Raw genomic sequence first — 17,874 nt, 5'->3', positions numbered from 1 at the left:
CGATTCTGGGGGAGGGGGGCGTTGTGCGCGGTCGGTCAAAATCAGACTCGCAATCCGCTTCGCTGCGTTTCGCAATGGCCAAACCTCAAAACGCAGAACCGATTTCGTCCTTGGTGAATAATGCGGGCTCAACTCGAAAGAAGGTTGGAGAAAGGGACTGCCATCGGTGGCCAACCTGCTTCAGGATGCCGGGTACACGACCGCCATATCGGGCAAGTGGCACCTCGCGCACTTTGATCGCCATCCTGACCACCTGACCGATCAGGGCTTTGAATATCAAAATGCATGGGCTCACGTGATCGACGGTAAACGCAACCGCCGGTATTGGGAATCAACCTATTTCCGCGAGAAAGAACTCGTCACCGATGGGCCCGAGATTTTTGGCCCTGATAAATTTTGCAGCTATGTGACCGACTTTATGGAAGAACACAAAGATGATGATAAGCCGTTCTTTGTCTACTACCCGATGGTGCTGGTCCATTTTCCCTTTCCGCAGACGCCGGACAATATCGACGATCCGCAGCCCGGATGGACGCCGGAGGATAATCTGCGCATCGCCGAACAGAAGAAATGGAGCGAGCAGAATTATACTGCGATGGTTGAATATACCGACAAGCTGGTCGGGCAAGTCGCCACTAAGATAGACGCGTTGGGGATTGCGGAGAATACGCTGCTTATCGTTACCGGAGACAATGGGTCATACTACAAGACTAAAACCCAATACAAAGGCCAGCTGGTCAAAGGAGGAAAAGGGAGCGTCACTGATAGTGGCACCCGGGTTCCGTTTATTGCCTATTGGAAAGGCAAGATTGAACCGGGCAGCGTGAATGAAGTGCTGATTGATTTTACCGATGTCCTGCCGACGTTAGTCGAACTGGGCGGCGGTGAACTGCCCCCAGATCAACACCTCGACGGCGTGAGTTTCCTCGGTCAGATGCTGGGGCAAGCGAATGCTCCATCGCGAGAGTGGGTGTTTATGGGAAACCTACCGAAAGCGATGATTCGGGCAGATAAGTTTTCGTTAGATGCCGCGGGGCAACTCTATGACCTTCGACAGAACCGGTATCAGCCGGAGCCTGTTCCGACAAGCGAATTTACCAAAGTCCACACGAGCTATCACAAGATGCTTTCCGAGGCGATGGAGTCGCTGGATCACCCATTCACAGCGGGCCTGAAACCGAGTGAAGAAAAGAGAGTGCGAAAGAGGATGCAGAAATAAGTAGCCGCTCTTAAGTAATCGGTTGAAACTCTAATTATGTACGATGGCCTTCCAAGGCCGTCGATTGAAGCATGAACGGCCTTGGAAGGCCACTCTACTTTACTCAATTACTTAAGAGCAGCTACTTAGCGAGGTTGTCATTACGACTTTCGGCGATTGCCTTCAGGATACATCAAACAACGACTACAGAAACACTTTGACCCAGAAACGTCGAATGAGATTTGAATACACATTCTTAGTTATATTCGTAGCTTCGCCTCTTTTTGCAGCAGAACCCTCTGCCGTAATGCCTAACCGACACAAGGCGGTCGTCGCTCGCTATTGCCTGGGCTGTCATGATTCGAAGACGAAGGAAGGACAAGTCGATCTGGAGAATCTCTCTTTCGATCTGGGCAGCGATATACACGTCGCTGAGCAGTGGCAGGATGTGTTGAACGTTCTCAATGCAGGCGAGATGCCGCCGAAAGACAGCGAGCAGCTAACCGCGGCGGAGAAGACGACGCTGCTCTCCGACCTTTCGCAGAAACTGGTGATCGCCCGCAGGATTCATGGTGACAACGGTGGTGTCATTACGATGCGGCGGCTGAATCAGCGAGAGTATGCCAATACGCTTGAGGCTCTGCTCGGCGTCCGCCCGAATGTGGATGGACTGCCGGATGACCGCGCCGGCGGGGGATTCGACACTGCGGGATCATCGCTCTACTTTTCGAGCGATCAGTTCGAGCAATACGTCGAGATCGCACGGGCTGCACTCGAGATGGCCACCATCCACGACGAACCGACCCCGAAATCGGTGATTCGCTTTGAAGGTGAGCGCGGAGGGTTAAGCAGAGAGGGTTACGAAAAGCATCTGCAGAGATATGTCGACGACGCCAGTCGTGCTCACGACTTCTTCGCCAAGCCTGCTGCATCCCCAAAAGATTTTGGTTTCCCGTCCGAAAGACACGCGCGGGGGGCGATTTCGACCGCGAAGCGAATCACTCCGGTTTTAGAGAACTATCTTGAGCGTCCGGAGGTCAGTGATGGAACGATCATGATGGCGATGCTGGGACGGGGAGCTTTCGGGATTCGCATGCCGGAGATCACGCCGCACCCGCACGAGAAGTTCACGATTCGCCTTCGAGTCGGAGCCTACCCCGACGTTCCGTCTCGCTTTCACTTCATCGAGTATGCGGCTGCGAATCTCGACGACAAATCCGATCGCACGCTGGGCTGGCGGAAAGTGCGGGCACCAGTTGGCACGCCTGAGATCATTGAATTCACCACGCACGGACGTCCCGGAGAACGCACTTCTTTTATCATTCGCCAGCGCACGCATCCAAAGGGCTCAAAGAACGACGGGGGCATCTATCGAGCTAAGGGGATGCTTCACACACCAATGGCCGTCTGGCTGGACTGGACTGAATTGGAACGATCGGGTCGGCCGGCGGGGGCGACTCCTGAGGCAGCGGCAATCTTCTTCCGGAAACCTGACGACTGGAACGACACACGCTATGCCCGCGAGGTCATCTGGCGTTTTGCGAGTCGAGCGTTTCGCACGGTCGACCCGACGGAAGATTATCTCGACAGGTTAGTCGGCCTCTTCAAAGCGAATCGTGCGAAAGGGCGGGGCATGCGAGAGTCACTGCTTCAGCCACTCTCCATCGTGCTCGCCTCGCCAACGTTTCTCTACATGGTCGAATCGACGGGTAACATGCGGTTGACTGACTCGGAACTTGCCGTTCGCCTGTCGTATTTTCTTTGGAGCGCTCCACCTGATGAAGAGTTGATGACGGCAGCGCGAAAAGAGCGGCTTTCCGATCCGTCTGAACTCCGCCGCCAGACGCAACGGTTAATCGCGGACGACCGTGCGAACCACTTCGTGGAAAGTTTCGCGTATCAATGGCTGGGCATGGATCGGCTGGGGATGTTCGCATTTGACACACTGCACTACCCGGAACATGACAATGCAGTGTTGCAGGGTTCTCGTGACGAGATTTACAAAACGATTCGCCACGTGCTCGATCACAAGCTCCCGTTGAAAACATTGCTCCAATCAGACTTCATCGTCGTGAATGACATCATGGCGGAATACTACGGGCTGACCGATGTCGTCGGTCACGAGTTTCGGAAGGTATCACTGCCTGCCGACTCGCCGCGCGGCGGACTGATCAGTACCGCCGCCGTGCTCGCCATGGGTTCCGACGGCCGACGCACTTCACCCGTTGAACGGGGCGCATGGGTGTTACGTCATCTGCTGCACGACCCACCGCCACCAGCTCCGCCAAACGTTCCGCAGCTCGACCGCTTTGCCGACGATATCCAGTCTGTTCGTCAGTTGCAGATCGCTCATCAGGAACAGCCGCAGTGTGTTCAGTGCCACCGTAAAATCGACCCGATCGGTTACGCAATGGAGCACTTCGACGCTGCGGGGCTCTGGCGCAACGCGGAAGTGATTTATTACGGCCGAGGAAACAGGGAGACAAAAACTTTCCCAATCAACTCAAGCGGCGCGTTGATGGATGGGACGAGGTTTGAAGACTTCTTCGGCCTTCGCGATGCATTGGCCGACAAGGTCGACGACTTCGCCCGCGGTGTCGCCGAGTCGATCATCGCGTACGGACTTGGCCGTCCTTACGGATTCTCGGATCACGATCTGGCGGAGCGGATTCTGCAGGAATCAAAACCCGATGGCTACGCGCTCGATCAGATCATCCACGCGTTCATTCAGTCAGAAACTTTCCAAAGCAAATAGAAAAATATGAACCACCTCCACTTCAATCGACGCCGCTTTCTCGCGAGCACCAGCGCGTTCATTCCACTGCCGTTCCTTGAATCCTTCATGGCAGGTCCGGCTGCGGCTGCACCCGTCGCGCCGGCTTCTGCCAAGCGAATGGTCTTCCTCGGGATGGGGTTTGGCGTCACACAAAGCACGTGGTACCCCGACACTAATCAGGTCGGCAGCGAGTATGACCTGCCCGAAGGCTTGAAGCCGCTGGCACGCCACAAGGACAGCTTCTCAATCATCCAGAATCTATACCATCAATTCTCCCGGAATGGTCACTCAGGCAGCACATTCTGGTTGACGGGAGCCAATCAATACGGAGTACCGGGCAAGAGTTTTCACAACACGGTTTCTGTTGATCAGGTGGCTGCGGCAGAGTTCGGACTCGAAACGCGTTTCGCTTCCCTGCAACTTTCCGGAAAGAAACTCGAAGGCCCCGGTTCTGGTCACGGGACTGGCCTCTCACTCGCGTGGGATCAGCGAGGAAAACCCTTGCCGGCCTACGAGACTCCGGGCGACGCCTTTCATCGCCTGTTCTCCAGCGACAACTCTCCGCTCGCTCAGCAGCGTGCGCGCATGGCCGAGCAACGCAGCGTACTCGACACAGTGATCGCCGACGCCCGTGCAGTTCGACAGCGAGTGAACAACAACGACAGTCAGAAGCTGGAAGAGTATCTCGATTCCATCCGCGACATCGAAACTCGAATTTCCAAAGAAGAATCCTGGCTCGGAGTCCCGCGGCCACAACCTCCGGAATATGTTTCGGAACCGAAAGAGTCGTTAGAAGGATTGGAAGAAATCCGCATCATGTACGACCTCATGGCAGCGGCACTGCAGGTCGATGCCACTCGCGTCATTACTTACCGGATGCCCGCCGACACATTCATCCAGAGCATTGGCGGTACGGAACCGGCTCACCTTATCAGTCACTATTCCGAACGCGGCGGCGACCGCAAAAGCATTTCGCAGCGGCGCGATCGCCAACATTCCACGATGCTCGCCGAGTTCTTCGACAAACTCAAAGCGATCAGGGAAGCGGACGGAAGCCCCCTCTTCGATAACACGACGATAACCTTCGGCAGCAACATCAGTCACCTGCACAATCTGACGAACTGTCCAACGCTTGTTGCTGGCGGCAGCGCGGGAATCAAGCAGGGCCGCCACCTGGTCATGAAAGATTCACGAACGCCTCTGTGCAACCTGTGGCTCTCGCTCTTGAAAGCGAACGGTATCAAGGCCGATTCATTTGGCGATTCCAACGGCATTGTTGAAGAGCTGTTTGCGTCTTAAGACGTTCGGCAGTTGATTCAACCTGAAATGAACCGCTCGCATCGCAATCAAAACAACTCAATAACAAAGTAGATCAATGAAACTGACTTCGTTCGTTCAAGTACTGAGCATCTTTCTGCTGTCAACTTACTCGGCATTCGCTGCCGAGCCATCCGATGATGCTGCCAGGCCAAACATTCTGTTCATCTTTGCAGACGACTGGGGGTGGGGCGATCTCGGTTGCCATGGGCATCCGTATTTGAAGACGCCGAATATCGACCGGCTGGCCAGAGAAGGGACCGACTTTCATCGATTCACCGTTGCCAGCGGGGTGTGTTCCCCAAGCCGCACGGCGGTGATGACTGGTCATTTCCCCGCTCGTTACAACATCGATGGTCACTTTGCTTGGGTGCCAAGTAACGCCAAACGTGGCATGCCGGATTGGCTTGATCCAAAGACGCCGACACTTCCAAAGATGCTGCAGTCGGCGGGCTATGCCACGGCGCATTTCGGCAAATGGCACCTTGCGAACAACATGATCCCCGATTCGCCACTGCCGAAAGTTTATGGTTACGACGAATATAGCGCCTTCAACTGTGCTGGCGAGCAGATGCCAGTTCATGCGGACGCTGCCCGGGCGATTGCCTTTATCGAAAAGAACGCCGCTGCGGGCAAGCCGTTCTTTATCAACGTGTGGCTGCATGAACCGCACACGCCGTTCCACACGCTTCCGGAATATCGTCGTCGATTCCCAGAACTGGACGATGCCGACAATGTGTATGCGTCGGTGCTGTCTCATGCCGATGACCGAATCGGCGAGTTGCTTGATGCCTTGGACCGCCTGAATTTGACCGACAATACGCTGGTGGTTTTTAGTTCTGACAACGGCCCAGCCGGAAGCGGTCAAGGGGGCAAGCTCACGACCATGTATGACTCCGCGACAGGTGAGGGATACGGAATTGGCTGCTCCGTCGGAACAACCGGAGGCCGGAACGGTCGCAAGGCGTCGATTCTGCAGGGAGGAATCGGTGTTCCGTTCATCGCCCGCTGGCCGGGAAAGATCAACGCCGATGCGATTGACGACGTCTCGTGGATTTCTGCGGTCGACCTGCTGCCGACGTTTTGTGAAATCGCGGGAGCACCACTTCCTGACGGATACCAACCCGACGGCAAAAGCCAGGTCGCGACGCTGCAGGGGGCGGAAACACCTATGCGTGACAAGCCGCTGTTCTGGAAGGGAGTTCCTGGTCGCAAGGGTTCTGTTTACTCAATACTCGATGGAAAATGGCGATTGCTGACGAACATGAGTTTTGACGAACCCGAGCTGTACGACATCAGCGAAGATCCTCTCGAAAAGAACAATGTGCAGGCGTCGCATCCGGAGATCGCCAGCGATCTGTTCAAGAAACTCCAAGCCTGGCACGCGACACTTCCTGAGAAACCCAACCCCGAGTGCTTCTCGAAATACCGAGCCAAGGACGCGGGTCCGCTGCCTCCTGAAGTCAAGCCAGCCTTTCAGTTTGATCCGTCTCGATAGTGCCGCGTTCGGCGACATTCTATTTTGCCACAGATTAACACATCATGAAAAACGCACTCATCGCAACCCTGGCGTTTCTGGTTACATCGCTGGCAGCAACGCCGTTTTGTCACGCAGACGACGCTCCGCCCAACATCGTGCTGATCTTTGCCGATGATCTCGGCTATGGCGACGTTGGTTGCTATGGCGCAACGAAGGTGAAGACGCCGAACATCGACCGGCTGGCCAAAGAGGGACGCCGATTTACGGATGCCCATTCGGCGTCTGCGGTTTGTACGCCGTCTCGTTACGCGCTGCTGACGGGTGAGTATCCGTTTCGTCAGGGAATCTGGGGACCGTGTCACCCAAACAGCAAGCTGCTGGTCGATACCGACAAGCTGACGATCGCGAAGCTGCTCAAGAAGAAGGGATACGACACATCCTGTTTCGGGAAATGGCATTTGGGATTTGGCAAGGAGCGGAACGACTGGAAAGAGCCCTTGCGTCCAGGGCCGCAGGATCTTGGTTTTGACTACTACTACGGTGTGCCCGTGGTGAATAGCGCGCCGCCCTATGTCTATGTGGAAAACGATCGAATTGTCGGCATGACGTCCGATGATCCGTTGGTCTACCTCGAACCAGACGCGCGAGAGAATGTAACCCCGATTACACCACTTGAAACCAAACATGGTAACCGAGTGCCCAACTGGTTTGGCGGCGCGGCTGAATCTCACAAACTCTACAACGACTTCACCCTGGGCCTGACTCTTGCGGAGAAAGCAACCAGGTGGATCGACCAGCGCGGAGATGCCCCGTTCTTTCTCTACCTTGCCACGACGCAGATCCATCATCCCTTCACTCCGGCGCCGCGGTTTCAAGGAACGAGCCAATGCGGGCTTTATGGGGACTTCATTCACGAGTTGGACTGGATCGTTGGCGAGGTAATGAGGGCGTTGGAGGCCAAAGGCGTCGCTGATGACACTCTGGTGATCTTCACCAGTGACAACGGAGGGATGTTCAATGAGAACGGCCAGGACGCCTTCAACAACTATGGACATGAGCAGAACGGCGATTTACTCGGATTCAAATTCGGGGCCTGGGAAGGTGGCCATCGGATTCCGTTCATCGCGCGGTGGCCAGGTCGGATCGAACCGGGCAGCACTTCAACACAGTTGATTTGTAATGTGGATCTTCTGGCCTCGCTTGCATCGCTGACTGGGCAGCCTCTTGATGAGAAGCAACAGGTCGACAGTGTCAATGTCCTGCCGGCACTGGTTGGCGAGCCGGAATCAGCCTTGCGCGAGCATCTGATCCTGGCACCTGCCAGGGGAAGTCACCTTTCTGTGCGGAAAGGCAAGTGGATGCTTATTGACGCTCAGGGCTCCGGCGGATTCGGCGGTACGAAACCGGGGGGGCATGGTTTCGCCGGTCCAGCCGCAGCGTCTTATATCGGCCGCAGGAACAGCGATATCGTCAACGGAAATATCAGGCCGGGGGCGCCGCCCGCTCAGCTCTACGACCTGCAGGCGGATGTCAACGAGACAAAGAACCTGTACGACGAATATCCAGACGTGGTCAAAGAATTGAGAACAATCCTTCAGGACGCCCGCTCGTCCATCATGAAAAAGACTGGAGCAGTTGCGACGCGGAATGACGCCCCAAAGATTCCGGCAACACCAGGTGATCGGAGCGTGTCCTTCGATTTCGAATCAGGCAAACTGGAGCCATGGAAAGTCGTCGAAGGAGAGTTTGGACACCTAATCGGCAGTAGAGACAGCTTCTTTGGCAACGGGCAGGAATACAACAAGCAGGGAAAGCACTACCTGACTACACTCGAAGGCAGTGCTGACGCAGAGAGAGGCATGGACAGCCAGACCGGTGTAATCGTATCGCCTCTGTTCGTTCCCGAAGGCGGAACGATGACTTTCCGGGTCGGCGGTGGCTCCGGCGATTCGACATACGCCGCACTGTGCACGGCCGACGGCAAGGAAGTTCAGTTTGTTCGTGGAGTGAACGACCAGGCCATGCAGAATGCCGAGTGGGATCTCAAGCCCTATGTCGGCCAGAAGATGTTCATCAAGGTCGTGGATGCTTCAACAATCGGTTGGGGACACGTCACCGTAGACGACTTTCAGTTCGATGCGAAAGTGCTGACCGATTACCCCGACCTCTTGAAGACGAAATGATCACCATGACATCACGGTTGCGAATTCAATCCGGCAGGAAGTTAGGGGCAGGAAAATGTCCCACTTCAATAATCTTCGTGCCCTCATTTTCCGGCCCACTGGTTCTATTGCTCGTCGCGTGCTCCTTTGCAAACGCGGCAGCGCGGCCGCCTAACTTCGTGGTTATCTTCACCGACGACCAGGGCTATCAGGATGTCGGCTGTTTCGGATCACCTGACATCCGCACTCCGCGGCTTGATACGATGGCGAAGCAGGGCATGAAGTTCACCAGCTTCTACGCTCAGCCAATTTGCGGGCCGTCGCGAGCGGCACTGATGACCGGCTGTTATCCGATGCGAGTCGCGGAGCGAGGCCACACCAAGCAAGTCCATCCCATTCTGCACGAGGACGAAATCACAATCGCCGAAGTGCTGAAAACGAAAGGATACGCCACGGCGTGTTTCGGAAAATGGGATCTCGCGAAACACGCGCAAGCGGGTTTCTTCATCGACCTGTTCCCGACGCGTCAGGGGTTCGACTACTTCTACGGAACGCCCACAAGCAACGATCGCGTGGCGAATCTTTACCGCAATGAAAAACTGATCGAGCCCGCCTCGAACATGGCGACGTTGACTCAGCGTTACACCGACGAGGCCATCGCCTTCATCAAAAAGAATCAGACGCAGCCGTTCTTCGTCTACATTCCGCACACGATGCCGCACACGCGACTTGATGCATCGGCGAAGTTCAAGGGCGAGAGCAAACGTGGTCTGTATGGCGACGTCATTGAAGAGATCGACTTCAACGTCGGCAGACTGCTGGATACCCTCGACGAGTTGAAGCTGGCCGAGAACACTTACGTCCTTTTTACCAGCGACAACGGACCCTGGTTGATCAAGAACAAAGACCACGCAGACGGGTATCTGCCAGGCGACCACGGTGGATCGGCCGGGCCGCTGCGGAGCGGCAAAGTGTCGACATTCGAAGGTGGAGTGAGAGTCCCTGCCATTCTCTGGGCACCGGGTCGAGTGCCGGGAGGAACTAGCTGCGATTCCATCGCCACAACGATGGACGTCATGCCAACGTTTGCAGCACTTGCTGGTGCCGAAGTCCCATCAGATCGAGTGATTGACGGCGAAGACATTCGACATCTTTTTCACGGCGACTTCGACAAGGCCGATCCCGACAAGGCGTACTTCTACTACCTGCGAGTCCATCTGCAGGCCGTTCGCCAGGGTAAGTGGAAGCTGCATTTGTCCAGAGAGAAAGAACCGGTCGGTGCCGCTCCGTTCAGCCGCAACACTCACATCGCCCCAGCGGATCGAGTTGGTTTTGAAGAGCCGTTCCTTGTCGACATGGAGAATGACATTGGCGAAACGACGAATGTCGCCGCAGAGAACCCTCAGGTTGTCGAAAGACTGTTCGGGCTCGCTGAATCGATGCGTGAAGACCTGGGCGACTACGATCGCGTTGGCAAGAACATGCGGTTTTTCGATGCGTTGGATGCTCGCCCAACGAAACCGCCCGTTCCAGCCACTCGTAATCAGCCGCAGCGAAAGTCGTCGCAATCCGGAAAGTGACTCAGTCGAGTTCATCGCTCATGTCGAAATATCCAGGTTCAGGAATTCCGTGTCCCATCGAATCTATTGCAATTGTCGTCGTGCTGGCGGTCGCCAGTTTATGGCCAGCGTCCACGATTGCAGCAGAGGATCGTCCCAACGTCATCTTCATGCTGACCGACGATCTGGGGTACTCGGACATCGGCTGTTATGGAGCCCGAAAGGTCAAGACGCCGCACATCGACCGGCTTGCTGCCGAAGGTATCAGGTTCACTGATTTTCATACGGCAGCGTCGATCTGCTCGCCGTCGCGGGCGGCCATCCTGACGGGCGCTTATCCGCAGCGCGCGGGGCTCTACATGGGGCTCAATCCGAACCGGACGGCCCATTGGTTCCTCGGGCTGCACCCTGATGAGATAACCATTGCTGAGCAGTTCAAGCAGCAGGGCTACGCAACCCATATGGTCGGCAAATGGCACCTCGGCACGGAGCCGGAATTCCTGCCGCGAACACAAGGCTTCGATCATTACTACGGCATGCCCTGCAACTATGCCCATTCGCCCAAGTTCTTCGACGACGATGAAGAAGTCTTCGCAAAGACGCCTCTCGATCGGCTAACGCAGCTTTATACGCAGCGCGTCACGTCAATCATTCGTGATCAGGCGAAACGCGACGAGCCGTTCTTCCTGTATTACGCCCACAACTACCCGCACACGCCATATCAGGCAGGCCAGGATTTTCAAGGGACTTCGCAGGACGGTGTCCGCGGCGACGTCATGCAGGAACTCGACCGGAGCGTCGGCGAGATGATGACCGCACTGAAAGAAGCTGGCGTTGCGGAAAACACGATCGTCATCTTCACGTCTGACAATGGACCAACAACGAACGAGTACGCCCATCCGTACCGCGGAACAAAGTACGTCACCTTCGAAGGTGGCCATCGCGTCCCGTTCATCTTCTACTGGCCTGCTCGGATTAAAGAGCCGTGCGTCTCGAACGTGAGCATCAACGCCATGGACGTCTTCCCGACGCTGTCGGCCGCCATTGGTGCATCTCTACCGAAAGAACATGTTTACGACGGCGAGAACCTGCTGCCGCTCTTTGAAGGGAAACCGCTCAAACGGCTAGCGGCCCAGCCGTTCTATTACTACAACTGCGAGAACCTTCAGGCGATCCGCCGCGATGACTGGAAGCTCCACTTGCCGCGTAGCGAAGAGCAACTGCCTTTCTGGGACAAGAACAGAGCGTTCGCCAACCTTCAGACACAGATTCTGTACAACCTGAGCACGGACGCCGCCGAAAGCACGAACGTTGCCGCTGACAATCCTGAAGTCGTCCGCGAACTGCTGCAACTCGCCGACTCGGCTCGGAAAGACCTTGGCGAGTTCATGCAGCGTGGCCAGTCGCAGCGCCCGACTGGCTCGTTGTTTCCCGACGCTCCCGTGATCAGTCACGAGAAAGACTGGGGTACGCTTGATCCGGCCGTGGTGGAAGCGATCGCCCGGGAACGGCAGAAGAGACATCCGGTGCAACGGCCGAGAAACAAACAACGAAAGAAGCAGAAATGAAAACGCTACCCCATCGGATCACTCGAACTATTGTTGACGACAAATGTGTAGTGGAATTCGCCAGAATTCCCTGGGCAGGAGTTCTGGCGAACTCCACTACTGCACGTACGGCTCGAACGATCCTTAGTTTCCTCTGCCTTGGATTGGCCCAGTCAATCGCTGCTGCCGAGAAACCGAACTTTGTCGTCATCTTCACGGACGACCAGGGCTACGGCGATCTCAGTTGCTTTGGCGGAAAACACGTCAGCACGCCACGAATTGATCGGATGGCGGCCGAGGGTTCCCGGCTCACCAGTTTTTATGTGGCCGCCCCGGTCTGCACTCCATCGCGCGCCGCGTTAATGACCGGGTGCTACCCGAAGCGGATCGATATGGCGACCGGTTCCAACTTCGGCGTGCTCCTTGCCGGAGACCGGAAGGGGCTGAATCCGGACGAGGTCACAATTGCTGAGGTCCTGAAAGGCGCGGGATACAAGACGGCGATCTTCGGCAAGTGGCACCTCGGAGATCAGCCGGAGTTCCTGCCGACGAAGCAAGGCTTCGATGAGTTCTTCGGCATTCCTTACAGCCACGACATTCATCCGTTTCATCCGAGGCAAAGTCACTACAAGTTCCCGCCGCTGCCTCTGCTGGAGAATGAGACGGTCGTCGAGATGGACCCGAATGCCGATTTCCTGACGAAGCGAATCACCGAACACGCGGTGTCATTCATCGAGAGGAACAAGGATAAACCATTTTTCCTGTATGTCCCGCATCCCATTCCCCACGCTCCGTTGCACGCTTCGCCGCCGTTCATGAAAGGCGTCTCAGATGACATCGTGGCGGCGCTGAATGCGGAAGACGGCAATATCGCCTACCGCACGCGGGACAATCTCTTACGTCAGGCCATCGCAGAAGTCGACTGGTCCGTCGGGAAAATCCTCGACACACTCAAGGCCAATGGTCTCGACGAAAACACGCTGGTCCTCTTCACCTCCGACAACGGCCCTCCGAAGAACTCCCTCTTCGCCAGTCCCGGCCCTTTGCGCGGCAACAAGGGGACCACCTTCGAAGGCGGCATGCGAGAGCCGACCGTTGTCCGCTGGCCGGGAAGGATCCCGCCAAGTAAGCCCAACGACGAACTCATGACCGCCATGGATTTGCTGCCGACTTTCGCGAAGCTGGCTGGCGCTGCGATCCCAACAGATCGAGTCATCGATGGCAAAGACATCTGGCCGACGCTCATCGGCAAGGCGCTAACACCGCACGAGTTGTTCTTTTACCATAGCGGAAACCAGTTGCAGGCGGTGAGGTCCGGGAAGTGGAAACTCCATGTAAACAAAGGAAAGCCGACGCAACTTTATGATTTGGAGAGCGACATGGGCGAAAGGAACAACGTCGTCAAGTCGAATCCGGAAGTGGTTCAAAGGCTCAGCGGACACCTGAAGGCGTTCGCAAAAGACATCGCCGACAACAGTAGGCCCGCCGCTTTCGTCGAGAATCCGAAACCGCTTCGTAAGTAAACCTTAGCCACACCCAAGCGCATTCGCGCAACGATCCGTATTGCGAAGCGTTTCATGAAAGAGTGATGTCCAGGTATCGAAGCCGGACTCGGATCCCCTTGTTCACATTGATCTTGATCTGGTTGGCCCCATCGCGAGCGATTCCAGCTGGCAATCGAAAGCAACGGGTCTGCTCTGACTTGCCGAGCCAAGTGTTGTCATAGCGGTGCGGCAATGGCTTTTCGATAAACTCGATCTCGCGAAGCGACACATCATTGAAGTTCACTTCGATCTCGCGATCCCGGATGTCTTCGTCACTTCGCAGTCGCAGCAGCCCGTTCTTGCGGTGCTTCGGCGTCGGCAGCATTTCAATGGTTACGACAAAGGGATCACTGCGCTCGACGATGGTCGGTAAGGGATGGCCGGCGATGACGCGATCTTTTCGACCGGCCGTGAGAAAATACCAATGCGATTGCGCGGTCAGGAAGTCATCGTCACCGAGTCGCGGTATCACGTGGAACGGCGGCTCGTGAAACGGCCCGATCGTGTCGGTAACGTGGTAGCGATAGTAAGGAAAGTTGAAGAGGCTCACACCACGAGCACCCTGCTTGCGCGCTAGGCGAGCGGTTGTGTAGAACTGCTCGTCGGTCGTACGCAAAAACGGCTGAGTTCCGCTGCCCGCAGTCGCCTTGCCCGTCATCGTGCAGTGCGACATTTCGGTATAAACCGCCACTCGGTCGTTGTTTATTTCTGCTTTCGCTCGGCGAACACTGTCGTCCTGCATTGTGAAGTAACTGTACGAAAGGTTGACCATGTCGACACCGGCACCCGCCAGCGACGGCAGATCGACTCCCTGTTCTCCTCGGACATTCGCTTTGGCAGGAATGCGAACACAAAGCCACCGTCTGGGCAAACCGCGATCGCGTGCCGTCTTGTCCAGCATCTTTCGGATGCGACGAACGAAATCGGTCGTAATCTCGCGTCTCTTATCGATTTTCGTTTTCGGGCCAAACCGAACCCAATGCCTTAAAAAGTCCAACTCAAGCCCGGTGAGGTCATAGTTCGCGAGGGCCTCCTCGATAAGAGCAAACTTGTGGTCCTGCACTTCCGCAATGGACCAATCAAATACACCGTCATCCCACTCGGTTTCGTTCGGGCCGATGCGAAACCGCTCGTAATTCTCCCAGTAGTGCCGTGACATGTTGGGTGTCGGTTTCCCTCGCGCCAGCGCCCGTTGGAGTTGGCGAACGTGATGCCCGTCGTTGAGTCGATAGCTCAGGAACGGAGCCACCCTCATGTCGTGGCAAGTCAGGTCACCATCAAACGTGAAAACGCCGCCGCCATCGGCTATCGACCCGGTAGTGCTGTTCCCGCTAACCGTACTCTGGTCGATCGTAAGGGCACCACTAAAGTTAGCGCTGCCGAAGCGGATTCCGCCGCCATCGTCATTTGGCCCTGTCGTGCGACCACCGGTAACTGTCAAGCCTCGCAGCGTCAGGTCGCCGCTCGCACCACTGAAATTGAGCACGCGCGTGTTGTCGTCAAGTAAGGCAGCTCCTGACGCTGCGACGTCGGTGACATGCCCGGCTCTTGTCACGTCGTCGTTGGCGGTGTCCCCCGTGATCGTAACGCCGATAGCCATCGAGGCATCGATCGTCAGTGAGTCGGTAATTGAGAGTTCCGCTCCGCTGAGACGGATCAGACTGTTTTCGTTGACCCCATCGAAGACGGATGGGTCGAATGTAATTGTATCTGGACCAAGGCTCTCGTTTGTAAGCTGAATCGCTTCGCGGAGGCTGAGTTGCCCCGGCTGATAGTTGCCGTCGACGACGTCGCTGGTAGTCGAAACGACGAGAACGGTGCTTTCCACTTCTTGGCGTTCGAATGCACCGATGTCGGCATTGAAGCCCACCACCGGCGAGAACCCGACGCCAAGTTACATGCCGCCAGAGCAGGCTCGCACGAATACGGAGGATGCCACCCTGCAAAGTACCCCTCAAAGCGACGTCTATTCGCTCGGTGCGATCTTGTTCCATCTGCTTACCGGACGACCGCCCTTTGTTGCCGCCCAGTCGGTGGATGTCCTTCACCAGTTGATCCACGACGACCCGATCAGTCCGCGTCAACTGAACCCAGCGATACCGCGCGATCTGGAAACGATCACACTGAAATGCCTGGCAAAGCCACCGCACGAGCGCTACGGCTCGGCTGCGGAACTTGGCAAAGAGCTGGATCGGTACCTGCAGGGGCGTCCCATCTTGGCGCGACCGATGGGCTCGATCGGTCATGCCTGGCGATGGTGTCGGCGCAATCGTCTGGTTGCCGCTATGTCGGCCATGCTGGTTCTTTTGATGATCACCAGCACCATTGTCTCAAGCTACCTGGGACTACTCGCAAAGAATCGAGCCGATGATCTTGTTGAGTCCAACGAGGCCCTGACCACTGCAGAAGCATCGGCAGCCAGGTCAGCGGATGCAGCTCGCCAACAAGCCAGGTTAGCGACCGAACAAGCCGGCGGCGCGCTTCGTCTCCTGGAATCCATGCTGTTCGATTTGCAGGCGCCCTACAAACTCGATGCAGCGGCACAGGAAGATCGTCGACGTTTACTGACGGCGGTGCTACAAGAACTGGAGAATTTGCCATCTGGGAGTCTTAATGAGAATCGCATCCTGCGTTGCCGTGCACACGCGTTATTAGGCCTTGCTGATACCACTTCGCAGGTGGGCGATGAAAACGGCGTGTCCGCTTCGACCGTGTCAGGCAAGCTTTATCAGCAAGCGATCGATTTGCTGGACGAACTTCGTAGGCGCGAACCCGACCAGCCCCGCCATCTTGTCGAACTGGGTTTGGCGTACGTGCAATGCGGCATCACTTTTGCCGATGACCATGATTGGGCTTCGGCCAGGGAAATGTATTTCAACGCCTTGCCCTTGTGCCGCGAATCTGCGGAGCGATCTGGATACGATCTAGAGCCAACGTTGAGCTTGGCGAAAGCCGAGACGGGATGCGGAGAATCACTGGATTTTACTGGTGAACGTCAAGCAGGATTGGAGTACCACGAAAAGGCGCACCAGCGTTTGCTCGAACTTGCCAGGAAACATCCGGTCGCCCGGATCGGTTGCAGGCAATGCTGCACGCTTCGTGCTTTTGGCGGAAGCGTGTTCCAACATCAGATAACTCATCATCTCGTCGCAAGCGATATATGCTTTTTGCTGCCCCGAGTTCGTGCAAACGATGGCTGCGAAGTCGGATTCGGGCAAGATCCAGATCAATGCCCAGGAATTTGTGTTGGACCCGGCGTGGTTGAGCGCGGGACCGAGCGCAGTATCCATGCAAATCCATCCGCACGCGTACTTTGCGCCGGGGAGGGTATAGTCGACTTGCGGCTTGTGTAGATGGTCCAATGCGCTTTGTGATCGCAGTACCGGCGCGGGTTTTGCCGCTAAATGCCACCGTGCGTACTTCGCGTAGTCTTCGATGGACAAATGCACCGTACCAGCGGCTGCATAGACCGTTGGGTTTTCAGCACCCGCCGTTCTTGGATCAATGGGCTCGCCGCTCTGCGCGTGTCCCCACAAGAGAGGTGACCGCAATTGCTTTGCCGACCCCATAGATCGAAAGTCTGCCGAGTGCATTTCCAGTGGATCGAAAACATGCTTCTTCATCAGCGACTCATACGACTCTTGTGCGCGGGTTTCCAACATCGCTGAGGCGATCGCGTAACCGAGATTCGAGTAGGCGAACTTTCCTTGAGGTTGCGAAGGTACCTTGGAAAGCACCAGCTTGAGCATACGTCGGCGCTCCAATACAGGCGATTGCTTTTCCTCGAAGAAGCTAGCCCACGCCTGACCTGAAATTTCTGAAATATCGCCGGGCAGTCCACTTTGATGCGTCAACAACTGATCCAGTGTCACCGTGCTTAGCTTTGGATGAATGTCATCGTCAGTGGCTTGGGGCCAAACTTCGCCAATGCTCGTTGACCAATCGATTTTTCCTGAATCCACCATAACGGCTGCCAACGTCGCCGTCATCGACTTGGTGTTAGAGCCAATCGGAAACCGATCTGATAATTCAACCTTGTCGGAAGTTCCTTTCTTGCGGATGCCAAAGCAATCCGATGTCACCAATGCATTCGAGTTGACCACAGCAGCAGTCATTGCCGGCACATCATGCTTGCGGCAAATTTCCGCGAGCTTGGCGGCAACGTCATTTGTCTGCGCTTGCGCAGCAGAGGTGGAACAACGAATTGTCGCTACAAACAATGCGAGAAGCACGAACAAACGAGCAATGGGTGCGAAGTATCGCATGAGAAAGCTCCTAGTTGGAAATGAAG

At 56.0% G+C, this 17,874-nt stretch carries 11 protein-coding genes and 1 pseudogene; 9 read left to right on the top strand and 3 right to left on the bottom strand.

The genetic code is table 11. The annotated features are described in order from the left end of the window. Nucleotides 1-157: 157 nt before the first annotated feature. The 8 genes from Pla100_RS28615 to Pla100_RS28580 all read left to right on the top strand — a co-directional run bounded on the left by Pla100_RS28615 (nucleotide 158) and on the right by Pla100_RS28580 (nucleotide 13,562). Nucleotides 158-1,219: a sulfatase-like hydrolase/transferase gene (locus tag Pla100_RS28615; RefSeq protein WP_261344834.1), complete on the top strand. Its 1,062-nt coding sequence runs from the start codon at nucleotides 158-160 to the stop codon at nucleotides 1,217-1,219. Nucleotides 1,220-1,505: 286 nt separating this feature from the next. Beyond that, complete coding sequence (locus Pla100_RS28610; protein WP_197168313.1) at nucleotides 1,506-3,953, top strand: DUF1592 domain-containing protein; 2,448 nt, start codon at nucleotides 1,506-1,508, stop codon at nucleotides 3,951-3,953. A gap of 6 nt (nucleotides 3,954-3,959) precedes the next feature. Continuing rightward, nucleotides 3,960-5,273: a DUF1552 domain-containing protein gene (locus Pla100_RS28605; RefSeq protein ID WP_146582515.1), complete on the top strand. Its 1,314-nt coding sequence runs from the start codon at nucleotides 3,960-3,962 to the stop codon at nucleotides 5,271-5,273. A gap of 76 nt (nucleotides 5,274-5,349) precedes the next feature. Then, nucleotides 5,350-6,789: a sulfatase family protein gene (locus tag Pla100_RS28600; RefSeq protein WP_146582513.1), complete on the top strand. Its 1,440-nt coding sequence runs from the start codon at nucleotides 5,350-5,352 to the stop codon at nucleotides 6,787-6,789. A 44-nt stretch (nucleotides 6,790-6,833) separates the two neighbouring features. Then, on the top strand, nucleotides 6,834-8,954 hold the full coding sequence (locus Pla100_RS28595) for a sulfatase-like hydrolase/transferase (protein WP_146582512.1): 2,121 nt from the start codon (nucleotides 6,834-6,836) through the stop codon (nucleotides 8,952-8,954). Between the two features lie 107 nt (nucleotides 8,955-9,061). After that, nucleotides 9,062-10,513: a sulfatase family protein gene (locus tag Pla100_RS28590; RefSeq protein WP_390620674.1), complete on the top strand. Its 1,452-nt coding sequence runs from the start codon at nucleotides 9,062-9,064 to the stop codon at nucleotides 10,511-10,513. 20 nt (nucleotides 10,514-10,533) lie between these two features. After that, nucleotides 10,534-12,060: a sulfatase family protein gene (locus Pla100_RS28585; protein ID WP_146582510.1), complete on the top strand. Its 1,527-nt coding sequence runs from the start codon at nucleotides 10,534-10,536 to the stop codon at nucleotides 12,058-12,060. After that, on the top strand, nucleotides 12,057-13,562 hold the full coding sequence (locus Pla100_RS28580) for a sulfatase family protein (RefSeq protein WP_146582508.1): 1,506 nt from the start codon (nucleotides 12,057-12,059) through the stop codon (nucleotides 13,560-13,562). The genes Pla100_RS28585 and Pla100_RS28580 overlap by 4 nt, the downstream gene beginning before the upstream one ends. Before the next feature lie 52 nt (nucleotides 13,563-13,614). Here Pla100_RS28580 and Pla100_RS28575 read toward each other — a convergent pair whose 3' ends face one another. After that, entirely contained in the window at nucleotides 13,615-15,411 is a 1,797-nt protein-coding gene (locus Pla100_RS28575) for an alpha-amylase family protein (RefSeq protein WP_146582506.1), read from the bottom strand. Between the two features lie 22 nt (nucleotides 15,412-15,433). Between Pla100_RS28575 and Pla100_RS32545 the strand changes: the two are divergent. Then, nucleotides 15,434-15,736, top strand: a pseudogene (locus tag Pla100_RS32545) (protein kinase domain-containing protein); the annotation flags it as partial. 561 nt (nucleotides 15,737-16,297) lie between these two features. Here Pla100_RS32545 and Pla100_RS32270 read toward each other — a convergent pair. Together Pla100_RS32270 and Pla100_RS32035 are read right to left on the bottom strand one after the other, a co-directional pair. Next, the gene (locus Pla100_RS32270) at nucleotides 16,298-16,429 is read right to left on the bottom strand and encodes a hypothetical protein (protein WP_261344833.1); all 132 of its coding nucleotides are present in this window, start codon (nucleotides 16,427-16,429) and stop codon (nucleotides 16,298-16,300) included. Between the two features lie 126 nt (nucleotides 16,430-16,555). Beyond that, nucleotides 16,556-17,815, bottom strand: coding sequence for a serine hydrolase domain-containing protein (locus Pla100_RS32035; protein WP_231603743.1), 1,260 nt, complete (start codon nucleotides 17,813-17,815; stop codon nucleotides 16,556-16,558). Between the last annotated feature and the right edge of the window lie 59 nt (nucleotides 17,816-17,874).

Source organism: Neorhodopirellula pilleata (assembly GCF_007859915.1).
Lineage (GTDB): Bacteria > Planctomycetota > Planctomycetia > Pirellulales > Pirellulaceae > Rhodopirellula > Rhodopirellula pilleata.
The sequence above is the reverse complement of the archived record's forward strand: the minus strand, read 5'-3'. Positions and strand labels throughout refer to the sequence as shown.

Excerpts from the sequence above, each read along its gene's own strand:
- Pla100_RS28610 (WP_197168313.1), top strand. The coding sequence starts at position 1,506 with ATGCCTAACCGACACAAGGCGGTCGTCGCTCGCTATTGCCTGGGCTGT.
- Pla100_RS28605 (WP_146582515.1), top strand. The coding sequence starts at position 3,960 with ATGAACCACCTCCACTTCAATCGACGCCGCTTTCTCGCGAGCACCAGC.
- Pla100_RS28600 (WP_146582513.1), top strand. The coding sequence starts at position 5,350 with ATGAAACTGACTTCGTTCGTTCAAGTACTGAGCATCTTTCTGCTGTCA.
- Pla100_RS28595 (WP_146582512.1), top strand. The coding sequence starts at position 6,834 with ATGAAAAACGCACTCATCGCAACCCTGGCGTTTCTGGTTACATCGCTG.
- Pla100_RS28585 (WP_146582510.1), top strand. The coding sequence starts at position 10,534 with ATGTCGAAATATCCAGGTTCAGGAATTCCGTGTCCCATCGAATCTATT.
- Pla100_RS28580 (WP_146582508.1), top strand. The coding sequence starts at position 12,057 with ATGAAAACGCTACCCCATCGGATCACTCGAACTATTGTTGACGACAAA.
- Pla100_RS32270 (WP_261344833.1), bottom strand. The coding sequence starts at position 16,429 with ATGGTCATCGGCAAAAGTGATGCCGCATTGCACGTACGCCAAACCCAG.